Genomic DNA, 18,653 nt, shown 5'->3' with positions numbered 1-18,653 from the left:
CACCGCGCCGGCGGGAGAGGGCGCTGAGGCTGCAGCACCCCCGGCCGGATGGCGCGTTGCAGATCGTCGCACGCGGGGTGAAGCAGGATGGCGAATTAATGGTAGATGGCGTAGCCTGCCCGCCGTGTTGGGCGACTGGGTTCAACCGGTCGAAGCGGACTCATCGTATTCGGGCCGTTGAGCGGCTGAGGAAAAGCGCTAAATCGCGGCCATGAAGGTTTTCGTCAGCTCTCTCATTTCCGGATTTGGGCACGAGCGGCAGGCCTGCCGTGGGGCGATTACCGCGCTGCGGCACGAGCCCGTGATGGCCGAGGATTTCGGAGCCAGCCTGCATTCGCCGCAGGTCGCTTGTCTGCAGGGCCTGCGGAGCGCGGACCTTGTCGTGCTCGTTCTGGGCCAAAGCTATGGCCAACCCCAGCCCGGCTCGGGCCTGTCGGCAACGCATGAAGAATATCGCGAGGCCAAGGGCCGCAAGCCAGTGATCGCTTTCGTACAGGAGAGTATGACGCCTGAGCCCCAGCAGGCGGCATTCATCAGGGAAGTGCAGGAGTGGGAAAACGGGCTGTTCCGCGTCGGGTTTAGAGCGCCAGATGATTTGCGGGACGAACTTATCCGGGCGCTGCACGACTACGACCTCGCCCGCGCGGTCGGGACGGTTGATCCTAAGGCCCTGGTCCAGCGCGCGAAAGAGCTCTTGCCGAAGGACGAGCGCCACAGCTCACGAGTGGCAGCTATCTCCCTCGCCGTTGCCGGGGGCCCGCAACAGCAAATCCTACGTCCGGCCGAGATTGAAGCGCCTGTCCTTGGGGAAGCCCTGCACCGCGAGGCACTATTCGGTGCGCGCATTTTCTTCCGCAATCTGGGTGTAGAAACCGGCATGGATGGTGACTCGCTCGTGCTCGAACAGCAGGGCGGCGGACGCATTCAGTTGGAGGAGGATGGCGCGATTGTGCTTCGCATCGCGCTTGAGGAAGCCGACCAGCGGCGCAACAACCACATGAGCTTCCCTGCGGTCATTGAAGAGACGGTGCTGGCGAGCATCACCGCCGGACTCAATTATGCGTCGTGGTTGCTTGACCATGTCGATCCGACGCAGCGCTTGTCGCATATCGTCTGCGCCGTACAGATCGAGGCAAGCGACTACATGGCATGGCGCACGCAGCGCGAACAAGATGCCAGCCCGAACGGTGGAACGATGTCGATTTACCGGAATGAACAGCGTGAGCCGGTCTCGCTGCACAAGCCTCGTCCCGCGCTTCGGCTAGACCGACAACGCATCGCGGAAGATTTGCTGGTGCCGTTGCGCAGGCAATGGAAGCGTTCATGAGAGGGCCCGGCATGCTAGCTCCCCACGAGTTCTTGGTTGGCCCTTTGGCCCTCGCCTCGGGCATAACCCTCCTGCTGCGCCGCGACGCGGGGGAAGCTTCTTTTCTTGTTACGTCTGCGCCGGGTGAGCCGACCGCGATTTTCCTCGACGGCCAGTACCGGTTTTCATACATGCCGAGCGCTGGCAATGACGATTGGACAGGAGTCCTCGTGCCCAACGTCGCCATCGAAATCGACGAGACAAGCATCCTCGATGCTAGCGAGGGCCAGCCGCTTGGAGTACTCGTTCGCAAGCATACCCGCCTCTCCATCCGAGCCCAACGCGACCCGCATCGGAGTGTATCGACAATTGCCATTGTTGCCGACCTCCCAGCGTGCCACGCAAACGAATCCGCCGCCTTCGCGCGTTGGCAAATTGTTGTCGGCGAGGGGCTATCAAAGCGCGTTCTCAAAACATTCGATGCTCGCGAGGCGGCGGCGGCCTGACCTGCGAACGGACCATCAACCGAGCATGCGATACCACGCTGCCTACGGCGTGTTTTCCGCAAGGTAGCGATTGTCCGTCATCAAAACATTTGGCGCAAAGAGCGGCGAGATTTAGCGGAGAGCGGGCCTCATTTGTTGGTTGATGTTAAGCGGCGATTTTGCGGTGGAGCAAGCGCCGATATTTGATTGTCTGTCGTTTGATCCTTTCACGCTGTTTGATGATGGATTGTGCACGTCCGAAGTAGACGTCGGCGGGTGTGACGTTGCCGATGCCCTCGTGATAACGGCGATGATTGTAATGCTCGATGAATGCCTCGATCTGACACTCGAGATCGCCGGGCAGGAAGTAGTTCTCGAGCAGGATGCGGTTCTTGAGGGTTTGATGCCATCGCTCGATCTTGCCTTGGGTTTGCGGATGCAGCGGTGCGCCGCGGATATGGCTCATGCCGTTGGCATCGATCCATTCGGCAAGCTCGGCGGCGATGTAACTGGGACCATTGTCGCTGAGCAGTCTGGGCTTGTGCAACACCTTGGTGTTGTCGCAGCCTGAAGCTGCAAGGGCCAGTTCGAGCGTATCGGTGACGTCCTCGGCGCGCATGGTCGAGCACAGCTTCCAGGCAATGACATATCGAGAGAAGTCATCGAGTACGGTGGACAGATACACCCACCCCCAGCCGATGATCTTGAAGTAGGTGAAGTCGGTCTGCCACATCTGGTTGGGTGCTGTCGTCTTGTCTTTGAACTCATCAGCCGCCTTGACCACAATGAAGGCTGGGCTGGTGATGAGATCGTGGGCCTTGAGCAGGCGATAGACACTGGCTTCGGAGACGAAGTAGCGCTTCTCATCGGTAAAGCGCACTGCCAGTTCGCGCGATGAAAGTTCGGATTGCTCCAGCGCCATCTCGATGATCTGACCCTGGATATCGGCATCGATGCGGTTCCACACGCGACCTGGCCGGGAAGGACGATCTTCCAACGCTTCCGGCCCGCCCTCAAGGTAACGGTCATACCAGCGATAGAAGCTTCGACGTGCAATGCCCAGTTTGTCGAGTGTCTTCTTCGCCGGCAGATGCGATTGCTCGACGAGCCTGATGATCTCAAGCTTTTCGGATGCGGGATATCTCATTCGCCTTCGCCCCCATCCGCGATCATGCTTTTTTTGAGCAGACGGTTCTCCAGCGTCAGATCGGCAACCACCTCCTTCAGGGCATGCGCCTCACGGCGAAGGTCTTGCACTTCACCACTTGTCGCAGCTCGCGCCGTATCACCGGCCAGCCGCCGCTTGCCTGCCTCCATGAACTCCTTCGACCAGACGTAGTAAAGGCTCTGAGCGATCCCTTCCTTGCGGCACAGTTCAGCGATGCTGTCTTCACCGCGCAAGCCATCAAGCACAATCCGGATTTTATCTTCCGCCGAGAAATGGCGCCGGGTGGCGCGGCGAATGTCTTTGACAACCCGTTCGGCAGAACTTTTCCTGCTGCGAGACTTCGTAGTCATGTTCGTTCCTTCGTCATCGACGAGAACCGAACTCTCCTTAAATCATACCTTCAATTCTGTGCCATAGGCGCTGATCCCGGACACCTGAGAAGATAGAGCACGTCGTTCCGATCGAATGGGCCGAAACTGTTCCAGAAGACGACGCCATCGACGAGCCGGGCCTGTTCGGCAACCGCGACACGGTCTGCGCGCCCAAGGTCCCGGCATGGCAGACCACTATCGATCGGCTGAAGCGGGCGTTTCCAAAATACGACTCGGTTGAAAGTCATGAAGGGTGGATCGCGCTCGGATCGATTGAGGCTGCTGGAAACGCCAAAGCGGTGAGTTGGTGATTCTCATCGCATCAAGCCCTCATTTCAGGTCTCATGACAACTGCCACGCGTCAGCGCGCTGGCCTGCAGAAAGCTTGAGCTCTCAGTCAGGCATTAGCCGGTTCAGAGCGTTCGGCCTGGATCTCTTGAAATGATTTGCCTGCACCTTCGAGGACGGCCTCAAGGCGGCATACTGTGCGCAGCCTGCGGATAATGACGTCGCAATACAATGGATCGATTTCGATGCCGTAGCCGCGGCGGCCCGTCCGCTCGGCCGCAATCAATGTCGTGCCGGAACCGGCAAAAACATCGAGGACAATGCCCTTTCTATGAGAACAGTCCCGGATGGCATCTGAAACCAGCGCGACCGGTTTGACGGTCGGATGAAGGGCAAGGTCCGAACGATCAGTACCGAAGCTGTTCACGCCGGCGTAGCTCCAAATATTGGTGCGATAGCGGCCGTGCTTGCCGAGTTCAACGTTGTTGATGTGAGGGCTAGTCCCTGATTTGAAAACGAACACGAGTTCATGCTGAGAACGATAGAGCGATCCCATGCCGCCATTATTTTTGGCCCAGACACAGATATTTTTGAGTTCATGATAGGCATTCCGGCCGGCTTGCAGGATTTCGTCGACATGGCGCCAATCCATGCACTGAAAGTGAATAGAACCATCGACGGAAAATTCCGCAAGGTGCGTAAAAACAGATGTCAGGAACGCCGTGAACTCCGATTGTGACATCTCGCCCGAGGCCATTGCGAACTCCCGGTGCTGAACGCTGCCCAAGCCTCCAACGTGACCCGCAATCGGAACATTATAGGGCGGATCGGTGAACACCAGCTGCGCGCGGGCTTCGCCCAACAATCGCTGATACGTATCCCGCTTGGTTGAATCGCCACAGATCAGGCGATGGCGGCCGATTTGCCAGATATCTCCGAGCCGCGTCACAGCGGGACCGGAGGGAAGCGGAATGTCTGTGTCGGCAGGCTCGTTGCTATTGGCGATGTCGAGTTCGCCGATCAAAAGATCAATTTCCGGCAGTTCGAACCCCGTTAAACCGACATCGAAATCGATGTCGAGGCTGCTCAAATACTGAAACTCCAGTCCAAGCAGGTTGCGATCCCAGCCGGCATTCTCCGCAAGCTTGTTATCGGCGATGACATAGGCGCGGATTTCGGCTTCGCTCATCGCCGAGAGACGCACCGTCGGAACCTGGCTCATCCCTACGAGCTTGGCGGCTGCGACGCGGCCATGCCCGGCGATAATGCCGTTGCCATCATCGACCAGAACCGGGTTTGTAAATCCGAACTCTGTGATCGCTCGTGCAAGCTGGTCGATTTGCTTCTTGGAGTGGGTTCGAGGATTACTCTTGCGCGGATTGAGGACTGCGATGTCCTGATAAACAATGGTCAGGTTGGATCTGTTTGCCGACAGTGAGCTCATTTCTACCTCCGTGACAGGAGGTAGCTTATTAGGCACAAAAGACCGCAGGTTCATTCATATTAAGTCGGCGCATTGTAGTTAACGACCCCATTGAGAAACGTTCTCCAAGTCATGTACCTAAGTTCTGCGCTCCGTAACGCCATTCGCGCCGCGCGTTCATGCGGTGGACCGGTCCACCAATCTTTATTGCGAATGGCAGGCCAACCCTGAAGACCCAAGCGACGATGGCGTGCTCGCAGCCAAGCGAGGTAGCGGGGGTACCTTGCGGTAGCTAAATTGATTCGCATCTCGTTGAGGACAGATTTCGGGGGGCGGCCGGTACGCCACCTTAATTCATCTCGGCGCTCAACGATTGGAACGAGCCAATCCGGAACGGGACTACCGCTGTTGTTCTTGAGCAGCTCGGTAAGCTCTGCCGACGTTGGCAAGTGGCCCCGAGAAATCGCGCGCTCCCAAAAGCGGAAGCTGCTTTTATCAAAGTGATCGTAGATGCTGTCGGTCTGCTTCTCGCCATCGGTGCTCGGGTTGCGTGCCTTCGGCTTCGATGCCGATGCAGGCGCTCGTTCGCTCTGTTTGGTCGATTCAGAATCAATGGCGTTTTTGCATGATGACGTTCCTTGCTTCCCGTCCCTCATTCGCTCCTCCAGAGCGGTCATGCCAATCGGTTGTAGGCTCCAGGATGAGCCCCAATGCATACAAGTGCTGGTGCCTATGCCTCCTTTCGACCGGCGATCCGAGGCAACCAGCCGCGCTTTTCGAGTTCGTTGTCAAAGAATCTGAGGTAGTTCTCTAGAAGAGAGAGGATTTCGAGGTCCTTTGGAGAATAGGGACAGCCTTGCTGAGCGCACTCCTCGGCATCGGCACGTTGTTCCTCGATCATCTTCAGAAAAAGCTCTCTGGCCTCAAGTATTTTCTCAAGCCGATGGAGCTGCTCATGGTTTATCGGACCGGTGATCTTAAGTTTGAAAGTGTTATAGTCGAAGTGCAGGTCATCGGTATGGGGCAGAGGAGGGGGGAGATCGCGATCACGGCAAGCCTTGGCCCTCGCGGCATATTGATCTTGATAGTCACGGTACGTCGCGTAGTGATCGAGAGCTTCGGCGAGCGTATTTTTTTCGGCTGCTTGGATCATTTTGAGAGAGGCGGTTAATGCTAGACGGTTGCCGCTGAGAGCGAGCGCGGATAATTTTCTTATCATCCCCTCCTTCACATTGATGCTGGACGTGCGGTTGCCCTCGCGAATACGCAGCAATGTTTGTGAGTTTTCAAGAATGAGATCATCAAGCGGAAGGCCTTGACGACGTAATCGCCTCTGGACTTTGCGCGAGGACCCACGCGGGTTACCGCTTTGCCCTTTCTTGAACTGAAATGATTTCGGCGGTCGGCGATATCCAACCTTGTCGTCGTCGGCCACGTCTTCCCCAACGGGGCTTACGCGACTTTCCGACTCCTTGTCCGCGTCGGGTGGATCTGTCTCGAAGGTCTTAGACATAGGCTCCTCCAGTTTTGGCTCGGAGTAGCCTTTTCGAAAACAGAAAAGGCGGACTCCGAGCGCGGTTGAACACGCTTCATCGTCAAGTTTCCTTTTCTGCTTCGTTCGCGAGACGAGTTCATATCGTCTGGCCGATGCCATGTTGTGCGCACACAAGACAGCAACAGCGGCCCTCACAAGGGGACACACGATCGACGGTTCGTTATGCCAGGACTGGGTTCCCGTCAAGCACTTCTACTTAGGAGAGGGTTTAGCGCGCTCTGTGGCGTGCGCTTTTTATCATTGCCTAAGACCAATCAATTCCCTGCTGCGCACCGAAAATTCCCTGCTAAATTAGGGCAGGGAATTCGCGGTTAATTCCTTGGATCAACTATCTTTTATGAGAGAAATTCGCGGGTTTTCGCTGAGAAAAGTGAGTCTGCAGGGAATTTCGGGCAATTTTGGAATACTAACCGCGAAGACCAGTTCGCATCCGACTGCGTCCGCCACCACCCAGTTCGTAGGGAACGAATTCGGTGGCACGTCCGTCTATTTGTCGCGCAAATTGCGGGGTTTTGGCGATCTGTCTGGTCTCTGCGCGCGTCTCTGGTCCCAGAAATATCGCCAAAGGGCGGTCCGTCTCTGCATCGAAAATTCCCGTTCCTGGCGGAGCGGCAGAGACCGGTTCGCTGACTGGGTGAGGCAGCTAGTTCGGCCCGCTGCAACCAATCGGTTCAACGGGACATAGCCGGCGTCATGCTACTCTATGAAGAGTTTGGACAATGTTGGTCTTGAATCGCGCTTTCGGGAAACGCTAGAAACGCGGCCGCTGCGACTTGGAAATGCAATACCGACGGTGTTGCTGGTCAGATTGGATCGAGAGCGAGCGCTTCGAACTGACGATCCCAATCAAGCGGGAGCTCGCGCAATTGTTCGAGAGCGATGCCGCGAGGCAAACGACCTTCAACGGCAGCCTTGGTAAGTGCCGGAGAGAGGAAGGCCAGCGATAGCGTCATGTTGACGTGTCGCAGGCTGCATCGCTCGCGTTTTGCGATTGCTTGGGCATCCGTTGCTGAATCGGCGATGAGTTCGTCAAGCCAGTGCCGGCCGCGGGCAATTGCTGCGACGAGCGTGGCGCGTCGCTCCAGTTTCATCGGGCGGAGCGGAAGTTTCGCGGAGGTCGGGCGCAGGAGGATTGACCGCGCTCGTTTGGATGGGAGCTTGATCCAGGGGATGACGATGATGGAGTGGTCTTCTTCGGTGGGATTGTCGGAATCCTGCTTCAGCTGCACGACGAGACGGTGTTGCTGGACCTCGATCCGTTCGATGAGCAAGGAGGCGTAGGTGTTGTCGATCGGGCTCGTGCTTTTGTGTCGCGGCTCCAGGACAACCTTGCGAACCTGATCGTCGATATCGGGGGCTGGGACACGAGAAACTGAACCAACGTCGGCTTTAGCTGCATTTCCGAACAGAAGCGGTCGCGAGACATAGTAGCTGTAGCGCCGGCCCTTCTTCTGGGCCTGGGTCGGCGCCATGCGATGGCCGGCGTCGTCAAACATCAGACCGGTCAGGAGATGGCCGAAGGAGGTCCGGGTTCTGGTCTGATGGCTGCGCTGGTCCGTCAGCATCGTCTGGACGCGCTCGAACAGGTCGCGATCCAGGATCGGGGGCTGCTCGCCCGGATAGATCTGACCTTTGTAGTTGACCTCGCCAATGTAGAAGCGATTGCGCAGCAGGTAGAATAAAGCGCCACAGCCAAAGGGAACTCCACCCCGTGTCGCACCAGTTTTAAGAACGCGCCGCCTGCTGACGATGTTGCGGTCCTTGAGGTCCCGCATCAGGGCACGGACGCTGCCAAGCTCGAGATAGCGCCCAAAGATGTGACGAACCCGTTCGGCTTCTTCGGGGACGACGGCCACCTTACCGTTCTCCATGACGTAGCCAAGGGGGAGGGGGCCACCGACCCAGATGCCCTTCTTCTTGGAAGCTGCCACCTTGTCCCGGATGCGCTCCGAGGTGACCTCCCGCTCGAACTGAGCAAAGGACAAGAGAACGTTGAGGGTCAGGCGTCCCATGGACGTTGTGGTATTGAACTGCTGGGTGACCGAGACAAACGACACTTGATGGGCATCGAACAGCTCGACCAGTTTGGCGAAGTCGGCGAGCGAGCGAGTCAGACGATCGACCTTGTAGACCACAATGACATCGATCTTGCGGGCCCGGATATCCTCGAGCAGGCTCTGCAGCGCCGGCCGGTCGGTTGATCCGCCCGAGAAGCCGCCATCGTCATAGCGGGTCTTGACCTGCACCCAACCGGCATGGGCCTGGCTTTTGATATAGGCGCTAGAAGCCTCATACTGCGCATCCAGCGAGTTGAACTCCTGATCGAGACCATTCTCAGTCGAGACCCGGGTATAGATCGCGCACCGGACGATCTCTCGGGACAGCGCTTTTCCCGCCCTCAAGGCCCATCCTCCCCATCCACCGTGCTATCCCGCAGCCCAAAGAAGCGGGGGCCGTTCCAGCGGGTGCCGGTGATGGCGAAGGCGATCGCCGAAAGGCTGTCGTACCGTGTCCCGTCCCACAGGAAGCCACCCTCAACGACGATCGCTCGCTGGATGATGCCGTTCCATTCACGGGACAGGATGGTGCCGGCCTTCAACTCGACCTGTCCCCGGTCGAAGGCCACGAGCTTGGCCATGATGGAGTCGGACGTCTCTTTCTCGCCGACCCGATCAAGGAACTGGCGAACCGCCGGATCGAGGTCGCCCGACTGATCTGCCTGTCGCCGATAGCTTACGATGGCTGTCTGTAGATGCTTCGGAAGATGCGCCAGTGCGGGCCAGCTTGACCGACGACCGCGAGACTGCGGTCGCCAACGACCGAGATCGCGACAACGCGCGAGCTCGCTCCTCGAGGCTTCAGCCATCGTCAGGCCTGCTTCGCTGCAACGATGCGGTAGATGCGCTGGTCGGCTTCAACGGTTGAGACCAACTCGAGCCCGAGCTTCTTGCGGACCACACCGGCCAAGAATCCTCGCACGGAATGCTGCTGCCAACCGGAGGCGTCTGAGAGTGCGGCAATGGTGGCACCAGCCGGGCGCCTCAGAAGATCGAGCAGTTTTGTTTGCTTATTCATCCGTTCGCTAACCGGCGACGGTGCAACGCTACGCGCCGCTTTTGCTGTCTTCGCTGCGCGATGTCCACTTGCTCTGGCAGCCTTTGCCCGGCCTGCGCGCTTCGAAGGCTTACGATTGCGGGATGACTTCTGCATAGACCCCCTCCACATGATGCGACATCGGCGTCGCACCATCCGAGGCCCCGTCAGCGATGTTGCGCTGCGGGGCCGATCCAAGGGTCATCTCACGCCACAGCAATGCTCGCTTTGCCCGCGAATGCCAGTCCTTTCTGCAGGAATCTCGACAGTACGAAGCGGGGAGGACCCAGATCTTGAACGTTGCCGGGATCTTGTTGCTCGCTTTCGGGGGTCGGTGCGGTGGCGCATGTGAATCTAGATCGGCACCAGACTACGAATCTGGGGGGCAGGAGTTCGAATCTCTTCGGGCGTGCCAAAACCGTCGATCGCCCTCTATTGCCGCCGATCACCGCCGTTTCTACGCTAAAGCTAACAGCGATCAGGCTCTGCCTGACCGAGTGGGCCGTTTACAATCGGGCGGCTTTCAGATTCGGGCTTGGCAATAGCTCCCGCGCACAGGCAGCTCAATCGGACGATCACTCCGAACCAATGCAGAGATTTCCTGTCGATACCGGCTGTCCAGAGTATTTGCTCATCACGCTTTCCTGCTGCACTCGAAAGGGGACACGCTGGTTCACCATTGGCGGCAATTCTCGACAAGGCCTCTCAATTTAGAAACCGTTCTTTCACGACTCATCAGCCTAAAATAGACGGAGCGGGAAAACAGGAATTGCTGGCGTAAGCCTCACGTAAGCAAGGCTTTTCAAGTCCCGCTGTTGAGGAGTTTCCCTTGCCCATTTTGTCCTTAGCAAATCATTTGTGCCGCCTGCGCATGGATGAACGCGGCACAGTAAGCGTCATGATGGGCTTTCTGCTCGTCCCGCTGGTGGGGTTCCTGGCCGTCGGGTTCGAAGTTTCTCACTGGTATCTGATCACGCGCGGGATGCAAAACGCCGCCGATGCGTCCGCGCTTGCGGCCGCAATCAACAACGGGTCGAACTATGATGTCGAGGCCAGAGCGGTGGCAGCACAGTATGGCTTTGTCAATGACACCAACAACGTCACCGTCGGGGTCTCCAACACGGCAGCCTGTCCCAACGGCAGCAATACCTGCTACAGCGTGACGATTGCCGGCTATACACCACTGCTGATGTCGCAGGTTGTCGGCTTCCAGGGCGACAACAACCTCAACGGTAGCCGCCAAAAGAGGTTGAGTGCACTTGCAGCCGCCAAGCAGAGCAGCACGCCTGACAGTCTTTGCATGTTGGCGTTAGCATCTAGTGGTGTTCCTCAGGGAATCCGCACGAACGGATCGCCCACAGCTAATATGAACGGCTGCGACTCAATGTCGAATACCGCCGCGCAATGCAATGGTTCCAACTTAGGACTTGGGATCAGCTTTGCCGTTGGATCTAACAGCGGCTGTGGCGCTCAACAGTTGCACAGTCCTGCGCTAGCGGATCCCTACGCGTATCTTGCGAGTAATATTCCAGCCCTTAGCTCGAGCGGTTGTAAGAATTACCCGCAGGAAACGAAAAAAGGCAACAGCTACACCGTAGCCTCAAGCAACCAGCTGGCGGGAAGTCTCAGCCTCTTGAGTGGCAATAATTTTCTCTGCGGAGATCAATTGCTCACCGGCGACGTAACTATCAATACGCCGCCAGGTCAGTCCGCGGTCCTCGTCATTGAAAATGGTCAGTTTGACCTAAACGGACATGCGCTGAGAACCTCCACCGGTTCGGCGGTCACGCTGGTTTTTTCCGGCACCAATGGAGGTGGATATTCGCACGCGCCAACCGATAACACGAACGGACCAGGAGGCGTTCTCGACCTGACGGCTCCAACGTCAGGAGCGTGGTCCGGCGTCGCAATTTATCAAGATCCCACGTTGACGACCGGTGTCGATGTTTCAGCGGCGGGAAACAGTCCGACTTGGAACATCAGCGGGCTGATTTACATGCCTCATGCGAGCGTCACGCTGAAGGGCGCGATCGACAAATCGACATCCGGCAAATCGTGCGTTGTCCTGGTTGCAGACAATGTTCAGCTCAGCGGCAATGGCGGAATTGCAAAAACCGATATCGGACAATGTTCGCAAGCAGGCTTGACGATGCCAACAGCCATGATTCCCGGCGGAGCAAAGCTCGTCCTATGAGGCAAACAGCAAAACACCGGGGCTGGTTATCGCGGAATCCTAGGCTCCCTTTCTCTGACAAAATTCGGGCGATGAGGGCGGATGGCCGAGGTGTCGCCGCGATCGAATTCGGTATCTTTGCTATTTTTCTGTCAGCCACGCTTGCGAATGTCACGGACGTCTCGATTTACATCTACCAGCGCATGCAGGTGGAGAATGCAACGGAGATTGCGGCCCAAGCCGCATTGAAGACCTGCAGCACCAAATTGCCGGCAACGACAAACTGTTCGAGCCTATTGAGTGCTATGCAGAACGCGTTGGAGAGCACTTCGTTGGGCACAGCCGTCACACTGCAATCTGGTTCGCCGACAGAGGGATACTACTGCATCAATTCATCAAGCGCGCTGCAACGTGTAAGCGACGTCTCCTCGAAACCTGGCGATTGCACCGCAGCAGGTATGCCGACGTTGCAACCGGGCGATTACATTACCGTAAATACAACGTTCACCTATCAACCATTGTTTCCGGGGATCAGTGTCGCCACAACTTTCCCGACACCTATCATCCGGACCGCCATGTTGAGATTGGGTTGATCGTGCGCAATCTATTTAGAGACCTATTTCAAAACAAGGACGGCACCACAGCGGTCGAATTCGCAATCATCGCACCTGTGTTCATTCTGCTGCTTCTTGGCACGATCGGCCTATGCCTTGCTCTTTTTCTGATTGGAAGTCTCCACTACGCCGTTGAAGACGGCGCACGCTGCGCTTCCGTAAAAACCACAATATGCTCCGATTCGGCGACGACCATCGCCTATACTCAAAGCCACTATTTGGGTCCCAACATTTCGCCCACTTTTACCTATGCGTCAGCCGGGTGCGGCAACTCCGTGACCGGATCGGTCACCTACTCGATGAACATCGGATTCAAAACTTTCGTGTTCCCGATTTCGGCTACGGCCTGCTTCCCCTAAGAGTCGTTTGTTTATTATAGTTTGGTTTCGCAGTGATGCATCGCACAAACAAATGATGAAAGCCACCAAGGAAAGCAAGCTCACTGGCCTGATGGGCACCGAACAGGCGCGCCGCGTTCAGCAGATTATCCACTAGGTTACATCAGGTCGGGAAGCATGTGGGTTGCGAGCGGTTGCGCCCCAGGCGGCGAGAAGTTGCTTATGTTGATTCTGGAGCAACCCCCAATGGCTGGCGCGGGCCTCATCGAGGCCCTGGGGATGCGGCTGCATAGCCAGATCATCGAGCGGATCTTCGAGTTCTTGGTGCTACTCAGGGTTGTCCATACCGCAAACCATATCCGGCTGGTAGTTGATTGAGAATTGGGTGATGCTGTCGCGTGATGTTGGACCTGTGCAGTCTGGTCTGGTCAGTGCTGGTCTTGTTGTTCCGGTCGCTGGCCTCGCCGGAAGCCGAGATACTGACCTTTCTTCATCAACTTAACATCCAGCGACGACATTTGCCGAAGAGATTGACCGTTGGTGCCATCTGATCTTCGTTGGGTTGTATCGTTTGGTGCCAAGCACCCTCAACGCACTGACGATTGTGAAGCCGGAGACTGTCGTCCGTTGGCATCGTGCCGGGTTCAGATCGTATTGGCGCTGGAAATCGAGGCATCGCTGCGGTCGACCGATGGTGCCGTTAGAAATTCGCCAGTTGATCCGCGAGATGAGCCTCGCCAATCCGTTGTGGGGGGCTCCGCGAATCCATGGTGAGCTGCTCAAGCTTGGCATCGAGATCGGCCAGACCAGCGCCGCCAAGTATATGGCGCGGAGGAGGGCTCCTCCGTCGCAGGGGTGGAGGGCGTACCTTCGTAACTACGCTTACGGGATCGCGGTGATGGACCTTTTCGTGGTGCCGACAACCTCGTTCCGACTGCTCTATGGGTTGCTGATCATGGGCCACGGCCGGCGGCAGATCCTGTGGTTTGGGGTGACCGCGCATCCGACGGCCGAATGGATCGCCAATCAACTGACGGAGGCGTGTGGCTGGGAGCAGGCCCCTCGTTACCTGATCCGGGACCGCGAAAGAGCTTATGGCGAGATATTTATCCGCCGCGTTCGATCCATCGGCATTCGAGATCGTCCGACGTCTCCTTGCTCACCGTGGCAAAATGCGTATGAACGACTGATCGGATCGATCCGCAGGGAATGCGTTGATCATATCGCGGCGAACGCCATCTGCGTCACGTGCTGCTCTCGTACATGAGCTACTACAACGGCACACGCACCCATTTGTCATTGAACAAAGACGCGCCGATATCACGTTCCGTCGAGACAGCCGGACACATTCTCTGTCGACCGATCCTGCGCGGACTGCACCATCATTATGTCCGGATTTAATTTGCGGTAGGCGCAGGCGTTTGAGCCGTTCGTCCGCTTCCGATACCTCACGCTAAAGCGCCATGATGCGTTTGTTCTCGCTCGCGGCTTTTGCGGTTCGCCGAGCCTTCAGGGAGGACAGGATCACCGCTAGACGTTCCGCTTGGAGCAGGCGCTCGACAAGTTGTTCGGTGACAGGGCTATCCAGCTTGTCCATCCGGATCGCGCGACCCTTGTAAGCCGACTTACGGCGCACGCGATCTACGTGTCTACCTTCGGTAACACTCCGGCAGCGGCAATTCCCGTTTTCTTCACGCTGGTCTTCACCACGTCCGAGGGCTGGCGCATGATCATGATGGGCGTCGGCGTCGGGTTCCTGTTCGCAGCCGTTGGCACGGTCGTCACACGCCGATTGCGCGCCATGGGCATCCGGGATAGGCCTATTACACCAGCAGCGCCCTGGCAGAAAGGCTTTGCCGAACGGCTGATCGGATCGATCCGGCGTGAGTGTGGACCACATCATTGTCCTGGGCGAGGCGCATCTGCGCCGGGTATCTTATGCCGAATATTACAACCGTGCCAGAACTCATCGGTCGCTGCACAAGGATGCGCCGGTTTCTCGCCCGGTTCAGCGAACCGGTGTGATCGGGGCACGTGCCATTCTGGACGGACTGCATCACCGCTACGCCCGTGTTTAAGTTTTCGGTATATACAGGCATCGTGTGGTGGAACGAGTGCGTTTTGACTAGGGATTTCTTCACCGATTATTTGCGACGGAAAATTTCTGGTCAGTTTAAAAGGTTCACTTAAGCCAAAGACGGTAATATTGGGGGACTTGCTTCGGAGGGCCTACGGTCCCGTAGGCCAACTTGCCCGAGTATGAACTACTTTGCGCCAGAGCCTCAAATGTATCTTCAATGGTTGATATTGGTGGCCGGAACGTTCGGGGTTCTCCTGATTCACGAGCTTGGCCATCTTGTGGTGGCCCGCTTCTTCGGCCTCAATGCATCAGGGATTAGCGTCGGACTTGGGCCCGAAGTGATCGGATACACAGATGGATCAGGGACGCGCTGGACGATGGCGTTGCTTCCTGTGGGAGGGAGTTGCACTTTTTCAGACCGTGCCAGCGCACTGACCACTTCGGATCTCAGCGGACGAGCATTTTCCGATGCGTCCCACAGCGAACGAGCCATGATCTATGTCGCTGGTCCGATTTTTAATTTAGCTTTTGCAGGCATAGTATTCTTGACGATCATTTGCCTGGGCGGAAGATTTTCAATTGGATCTCTTCAACACCTCGCAACCACGCTCGCTTTGTTGATTGGTGGCCTGTCCGCCTCTGTCGGATTGTTTAATCTGCTTCCCCTTTTGCCGATGGATGGTGGGCGTTTGTCGCTTCTTGCAATCGAAGCCTGTCGCGGCAGGCGAATTGCCGAACAGGAAGAGAAACAGTTTTTCAGGATTGGTCTGTCAATCCTCGCAGGTGCGACACTGACCTCGGCCCTCTTCCTGTTCAAGGTCATCGGCTGATCGCGCTGCCAGCTCAATGTTGATACTTGACGCCGATTACTCCGCGCTATTCTGCGAGATAGTCTGGCGAGAGGAAGCGGATCGGGGTGCCGTTTGTCTAAAGATTAAGGTACGCAGTGTACTTCCAGCCCCAAATAGCAGCGAAAGCCAGACCAGTGCCATCGGATGAGCGTCTCGGGCGGATGATTGCAAGCACCTGAAGGATAGACGGGAACCAGCGATATAGCTGGACAAAAAACCATCGATCGCTGTTTGCGAGTCGAACACGTCCACGCAGCTTGTGCAACTGATGTTGAAGCGCCGCGTTCTCAGCTTCAAGCCGTAACTTCGACTTGAATGGCGAGGCCAGGACGGCCAAAAGCGAAACAGAGCAACCCGATCATTTCGCCAGTTTTGAATTCATCACGTCATCAACTCGGATAAGTTTTCGGTACACACAGGTATCACACGGAGGACATCGTGAAGGCGGGCGCATCGTCGCTGAGGGGAACTGGCCGTAGCGCTTCGACGATCGCCGCCGTCGCGCAATCGATCGAGCGGATGACGCCGACTGATGATTCGACATGGACATCAATCTTGCGGCGCTCGTCGGGCTGACCCTGGGTGTAGCTGCCTTCAGTCGCTCAAGCTGTGGATGGCGGGCAGCCAGGGCGAGATCATCAACGCCTTCTACGGGCGCATTCTGTCGTTTCCCGCCTTCAAGGAGGTGATCGAACAGACCTGCGCATAGAGAAGATCGATATCGGGCAGCTTGTCGCCCATATCAACGATGTCCAGTTCAAGCATTGGCAACGATTCTTCGACGGCGTGCCTGACAAGGCTTTCGCAAACAAGATCGGAACCGCGCACGAGAAATGTCTTCTCAGCAGCGACCTCTATGTCGCTAGTTCTGCCATCATCCTTGAGAAATTTCTCGGACCCGTCGTTGACCAGCATCTCGATGATGCCGAATAGGCCGCGGCGTTGAATCTTAACCAACTGTTACGCGATGCATTTGTGCTGGCAGCCGAGCGTCGTGCACCTAATACCCAGTCCATTAAGCGTAATGCCTTAGCCCGCTATGCGCGACGCGTGCGGCGATGTTAATCTCGCGGATATTTGGATGATTTGTGCTCACGCTTCGATTTTGAGGTGCCGTGATGTTGCCGGAACGCCGGACACGCGAACGAACTGCAGTTCATTGCGCCGCCAAGTTTCTGCTGTCGCCGGACATGACGCCGCGAAACTGTATCGTTCGCAACGTCACCGCCGTCGGTGCGTGCATCATGCTGGAAAATGCTGGTGACAAGCTTCCGCAAACATTCGAACTCAGCTTCGACAACTTTGTAACGATCTGGCGTTGCGAGGTTGTGTGGCAAGCGGCCGGTCAGGTCGGTGTTGCTTGGGTGAGCGACACCATTCGGGCGATCTGAGGCCCTCGAGCCCCCGGTTAGTCGCAACCCTGAACTCAAGGCCACGAAAAACACTGGGCTGGAAAACGCGAGCCGAGGCGCTTGACGAGTGGCTACGCGAGGTGAGCTGATCCGTGTTGCGATGACCGTTTGAATGTGCGCAATACACCTGTCCCTGTCGGAAACCTAATCCGGCTGGCACGTGAGGCCGAATTGCGCGATGCTTCTGTCTTATGAGAGAAGCTTGCAGCCTGGTCTGGTCAGTGCTGGTCTTGTTGTTCCGGTCGCGGGCCTCGCTGGAAGCCGAGATCCTGACCCTTCGTCATCAACTTAACATCCAGCGACGGCATTTGTCGAAGAGATTGACCTTTGGTGCCATCGATCGTCTGATCTTCGTTGGGTTGTATCGTTTGGTGTCAAGCACCCTCAACGCACTGACGATTGTGAAGCCGGACACTGTTATAAGATGGCACCGCGCGGGCTTCAGATCGTATTGGCGCTGGAAATCGCGACGCCGCTGCGGCCGACCAACGGTGCCGTTGGAAATTCGCCGGCTGATCCGCGAGATGAGCCTCGCCAACCCGTTGTGGGGAGCGCCGCGAATCCATGGAGAGTTGCTCAAGCTTGGCACCGAGATCGGCCAGACCAGCGTCGCCAAGTATATGGCGCGGAGGAGGGCTCCTCCGTCACAGGGATGGAAGCCGTTCCTTCGTAACCATGCTGACGGGATCGCCGCGATGGACCTGTTCGTGGTGCCGACAATCTTGTTCCGACTGCTCTATGGGTTGCTGATCATGGGCCACGGCCGGCGGCAGATCCTGTGGTTTGGAGTCACCGCGCATCCGACGGCCGAATGGATCGCCAATCAACTGACGGAGGCGTGTGGCTGGGAACAAATCCCGACCTGATCCGAGATCGCGATGGCGCATACGGCGAAGTATTCCTGCGTCGGGTTCGGTCCATCGGCATTCGCGATCGCCATGGCAAAATGCATACGTCGAACGGCTGATCGGATCGATCCGCAGGGAATGCCTTGATCATGTTGTTGTCTTCGGCGAACGGCACCTTCGTCACGTGCTGCTCTCATACATGACCTACTACAACGACGCGCGAACTCACCTGTCATTGAACAAGGACGCGCCGATATCACGTTCCGTCGAGACAGCCGGACGCATTCCCTATCGACCGATCCTGGGCGGACTGCACCATCAATATGTTCGGATCTAGTTTGCGGTAGGCACCCCCCTAGCCGGACGCCTCCCGGCCCTCTGACCAATATCTGAAAATATCCGGAGACACTATTTCCTTCTGGCTTGTCCAGCACAGTCGGCGAAAAAATCGCTCGACGACGGCTGTCAGCAAGCTCGGTGTCCTAAATCGATTTTAAACAAATATCATGGATGATTCTTTTTACTCTATCATCAGCAGCGGCCCCCTCCCACAGGGAGCCGTGGCTGAGAGGCCCGTAGCGAATCGCGTCATAGCAGCGCGTCGGGCGTGATGCTTGCTTCAACCGCAACAGATCAACGAGTTTCCCC

General features: G+C 57.0%; 20 protein-coding genes, 1 tRNA gene and 1 pseudogene. 14 read left to right on the top strand and 8 right to left on the bottom strand.

Annotated features, from left to right (window positions below; translation table 11 throughout):
• Positions 1-211: 211 nt before the first annotated feature.
• Together ACM561_RS13250 and ACM561_RS13245 are read left to right on the top strand one after the other, a co-directional pair.
• The gene (locus ACM561_RS13250) at positions 212-1,327 is read left to right on the top strand and encodes a DUF4062 domain-containing protein (RefSeq protein ID WP_425905593.1); all 1,116 of its coding nucleotides are present in this window, start codon (positions 212-214) and stop codon (positions 1,325-1,327) included.
• A gap of 11 nt (positions 1,328-1,338) precedes the next feature.
• On the top strand, positions 1,339-1,812 hold the full coding sequence (locus tag ACM561_RS13245) for a hypothetical protein (RefSeq protein WP_425905591.1): 474 nt from the start codon (positions 1,339-1,341) through the stop codon (positions 1,810-1,812).
• A 145-nt stretch (positions 1,813-1,957) separates the two neighbouring features.
• On the opposite strand, the gene ACM561_RS13240 is transcribed toward ACM561_RS13245, so the two are convergent.
• The 6 genes from ACM561_RS13240 to ACM561_RS13215 form a co-directional block, all read right to left on the bottom strand.
• Positions 1,958-3,309, bottom strand: a protein-coding gene (locus ACM561_RS13240; RefSeq protein ID WP_425905397.1) for an IS3 family transposase whose coding sequence is annotated in 2 segments (ribosomal slippage) — positions 1,958-2,973 and positions 2,973-3,309 — 1,353 coding nt in all. Because the reading frame shifts where the segments join, the coding sequence is not laid out codon by codon here.
• Between the two features lie 418 nt (positions 3,310-3,727).
• A complete protein-coding gene (locus ACM561_RS13235) occupies positions 3,728-5,062 on the bottom strand; it encodes a site-specific DNA-methyltransferase (RefSeq protein ID WP_425905590.1) in 1,335 nt (444 codons plus the stop codon).
• Positions 5,063-5,771: 709 nt separating this feature from the next.
• Positions 5,772-6,554 (bottom strand): DUF5681 domain-containing protein, encoded by a 783-nt coding sequence (locus tag ACM561_RS13230; RefSeq protein WP_425905588.1) that lies wholly within the window; start codon positions 6,552-6,554, stop codon positions 5,772-5,774.
• Between the two features lie 845 nt (positions 6,555-7,399).
• Entirely contained in the window at positions 7,400-8,998 is a 1,599-nt protein-coding gene (locus ACM561_RS13225) for a recombinase family protein (RefSeq protein ID WP_425905586.1), read from the bottom strand.
• Positions 8,995-9,462 (bottom strand): DUF2924 domain-containing protein, encoded by a 468-nt coding sequence (locus ACM561_RS13220; protein ID WP_425905584.1) that lies wholly within the window; start codon positions 9,460-9,462, stop codon positions 8,995-8,997. The genes ACM561_RS13225 and ACM561_RS13220 overlap by 4 nt, the downstream gene beginning before the upstream one ends.
• Before the next feature lie 2 nt (positions 9,463-9,464).
• Positions 9,465-9,806 carry a DUF3489 domain-containing protein gene (locus ACM561_RS13215; RefSeq protein WP_425905583.1) on the bottom strand — a complete coding sequence of 114 codons (342 nt, stop codon included), beginning with the start codon at positions 9,804-9,806 and terminating at the stop codon, positions 9,465-9,467.
• A 219-nt stretch (positions 9,807-10,025) separates the two neighbouring features.
• On the opposite strand from ACM561_RS13215, the gene ACM561_RS13210 reads away from it, so the two are divergent.
• The 6 genes from ACM561_RS13210 to ACM561_RS13185 all read left to right on the top strand — a co-directional run bounded on the left by ACM561_RS13210 (position 10,026) and on the right by ACM561_RS13185 (position 14,081).
• Positions 10,026-10,104, top strand: a tRNA-Arg gene (locus ACM561_RS13210).
• 414 nt (positions 10,105-10,518) lie between these two features.
• Positions 10,519-11,883: a TadE/TadG family type IV pilus assembly protein gene (locus ACM561_RS13205; protein WP_425905581.1), complete on the top strand. Its 1,365-nt coding sequence runs from the start codon at positions 10,519-10,521 to the stop codon at positions 11,881-11,883.
• 71 nt (positions 11,884-11,954) lie between these two features.
• Positions 11,955-12,455, top strand: a complete 501-nt coding sequence (locus ACM561_RS13200; RefSeq protein ID WP_425905579.1) for a TadE/TadG family type IV pilus assembly protein — start codon at positions 11,955-11,957, stop codon at positions 12,453-12,455.
• A gap of 2 nt (positions 12,456-12,457) precedes the next feature.
• Complete coding sequence (locus ACM561_RS13195) at positions 12,458-12,835, top strand: TadE/TadG family type IV pilus assembly protein (protein ID WP_425905578.1); 378 nt, start codon at positions 12,458-12,460, stop codon at positions 12,833-12,835.
• Between the two features lie 225 nt (positions 12,836-13,060).
• The gene (locus ACM561_RS13190) at positions 13,061-13,192 is read left to right on the top strand and encodes a hypothetical protein (RefSeq protein WP_425905577.1); all 132 of its coding nucleotides are present in this window, start codon (positions 13,061-13,063) and stop codon (positions 13,190-13,192) included.
• A 313-nt stretch (positions 13,193-13,505) separates the two neighbouring features.
• On the top strand, positions 13,506-14,081 hold the full coding sequence (locus ACM561_RS13185) for a transposase (RefSeq protein WP_425905575.1): 576 nt from the start codon (positions 13,506-13,508) through the stop codon (positions 14,079-14,081).
• 186 nt (positions 14,082-14,267) lie between these two features.
• Here the strand turns inward: ACM561_RS13185 and ACM561_RS13180 are convergent, their stop codons facing one another.
• Positions 14,268-14,450 carry a hypothetical protein gene (locus tag ACM561_RS13180; protein WP_425905574.1) on the bottom strand — a complete coding sequence of 61 codons (183 nt, stop codon included), beginning with the start codon at positions 14,448-14,450 and terminating at the stop codon, positions 14,268-14,270.
• A 9-nt stretch (positions 14,451-14,459) separates the two neighbouring features.
• Between ACM561_RS13180 and ACM561_RS13175 the strand changes: the two are divergent.
• From ACM561_RS13175 to ACM561_RS13165, 3 genes and pseudogenes are all read left to right on the top strand, one after another.
• A pseudogene (locus tag ACM561_RS13175) lies at positions 14,460-14,525 on the top strand (hypothetical protein); the annotation flags it as partial.
• Positions 14,526-14,697: 172 nt separating this feature from the next.
• The gene (locus tag ACM561_RS13170; protein WP_425909870.1) at positions 14,698-14,892 is read left to right on the top strand and encodes a hypothetical protein; all 195 of its coding nucleotides are present in this window, start codon (positions 14,698-14,700) and stop codon (positions 14,890-14,892) included.
• Positions 14,893-15,100: 208 nt separating this feature from the next.
• Positions 15,101-15,724: a site-2 protease family protein gene (locus tag ACM561_RS13165; RefSeq protein ID WP_425905572.1), complete on the top strand. Its 624-nt coding sequence runs from the start codon at positions 15,101-15,103 to the stop codon at positions 15,722-15,724.
• 669 nt (positions 15,725-16,393) lie between these two features.
• Here the strand turns inward: ACM561_RS13165 and ACM561_RS13160 are convergent.
• Positions 16,394-16,702, bottom strand: a complete 309-nt coding sequence (locus tag ACM561_RS13160) for a hypothetical protein (protein ID WP_425905571.1) — start codon at positions 16,700-16,702, stop codon at positions 16,394-16,396.
• A 161-nt stretch (positions 16,703-16,863) separates the two neighbouring features.
• On the opposite strand from ACM561_RS13160, the gene ACM561_RS13155 reads away from it, so the two are divergent.
• The 3 genes from ACM561_RS13155 to ACM561_RS13145 all read left to right on the top strand — a co-directional run bounded on the left by ACM561_RS13155 (position 16,864) and on the right by ACM561_RS13145 (position 18,342).
• Entirely contained in the window at positions 16,864-17,136 is a 273-nt protein-coding gene (locus ACM561_RS13155; protein WP_425905569.1) for a hypothetical protein, read from the top strand.
• 254 nt (positions 17,137-17,390) lie between these two features.
• Entirely contained in the window at positions 17,391-18,023 is a 633-nt protein-coding gene (locus ACM561_RS13150; protein ID WP_425905567.1) for a hypothetical protein, read from the top strand.
• Positions 17,998-18,342, top strand: a complete 345-nt coding sequence (locus ACM561_RS13145; protein WP_425905566.1) for an integrase core domain-containing protein — start codon at positions 17,998-18,000, stop codon at positions 18,340-18,342. The genes ACM561_RS13150 and ACM561_RS13145 overlap by 26 nt, the downstream gene beginning before the upstream one ends.
• The last annotated feature ends 311 nt before the right edge of the window (positions 18,343-18,653 follow it).

The organism is Nitrobacter sp. TKz-YC02 (assembly GCF_049852135.1).
Taxonomy (GTDB): Bacteria; Pseudomonadota; Alphaproteobacteria; order Rhizobiales; family Xanthobacteraceae; genus Nitrobacter; species Nitrobacter vulgaris.
This window is presented reverse-complemented; position numbering and strand designations above follow the sequence as displayed.

Bases quoted from the DNA above. Each gene is read 5' to 3' on its own strand.
- ACM561_RS13190 (WP_425905577.1), top strand. From the start codon at position 13,061: ATGGCTGGCGCGGGCCTCATCGAGGCCCTGGGGATGCGGCTGCATAGC.
- ACM561_RS13185 (WP_425905575.1), top strand. From the start codon at position 13,506: ATGGTGCCGTTAGAAATTCGCCAGTTGATCCGCGAGATGAGCCTCGCC.
- ACM561_RS13230 (WP_425905588.1), bottom strand. From the start codon at position 6,554: ATGTCTAAGACCTTCGAGACAGATCCACCCGACGCGGACAAGGAGTCG.
- ACM561_RS13250 (WP_425905593.1), top strand. From the start codon at position 212: ATGAAGGTTTTCGTCAGCTCTCTCATTTCCGGATTTGGGCACGAGCGG.
- ACM561_RS13220 (WP_425905584.1), bottom strand. From the start codon at position 9,462: ATGGCTGAAGCCTCGAGGAGCGAGCTCGCGCGTTGTCGCGATCTCGGT.
- ACM561_RS13155 (WP_425905569.1), top strand. From the start codon at position 16,864: ATGTTGCCGGAACGCCGGACACGCGAACGAACTGCAGTTCATTGCGCC.
- ACM561_RS13215 (WP_425905583.1), bottom strand. From the start codon at position 9,806: ATGCAGAAGTCATCCCGCAATCGTAAGCCTTCGAAGCGCGCAGGCCGG.
- ACM561_RS13200 (WP_425905579.1), top strand. From the start codon at position 11,955: ATGAGGGCGGATGGCCGAGGTGTCGCCGCGATCGAATTCGGTATCTTT.
- ACM561_RS13165 (WP_425905572.1), top strand. From the start codon at position 15,101: ATGTATCTTCAATGGTTGATATTGGTGGCCGGAACGTTCGGGGTTCTC.
- ACM561_RS13235 (WP_425905590.1), bottom strand. From the start codon at position 5,062: ATGAGCTCACTGTCGGCAAACAGATCCAACCTGACCATTGTTTATCAG.
- ACM561_RS13245 (WP_425905591.1), top strand. From the start codon at position 1,339: ATGCTAGCTCCCCACGAGTTCTTGGTTGGCCCTTTGGCCCTCGCCTCG.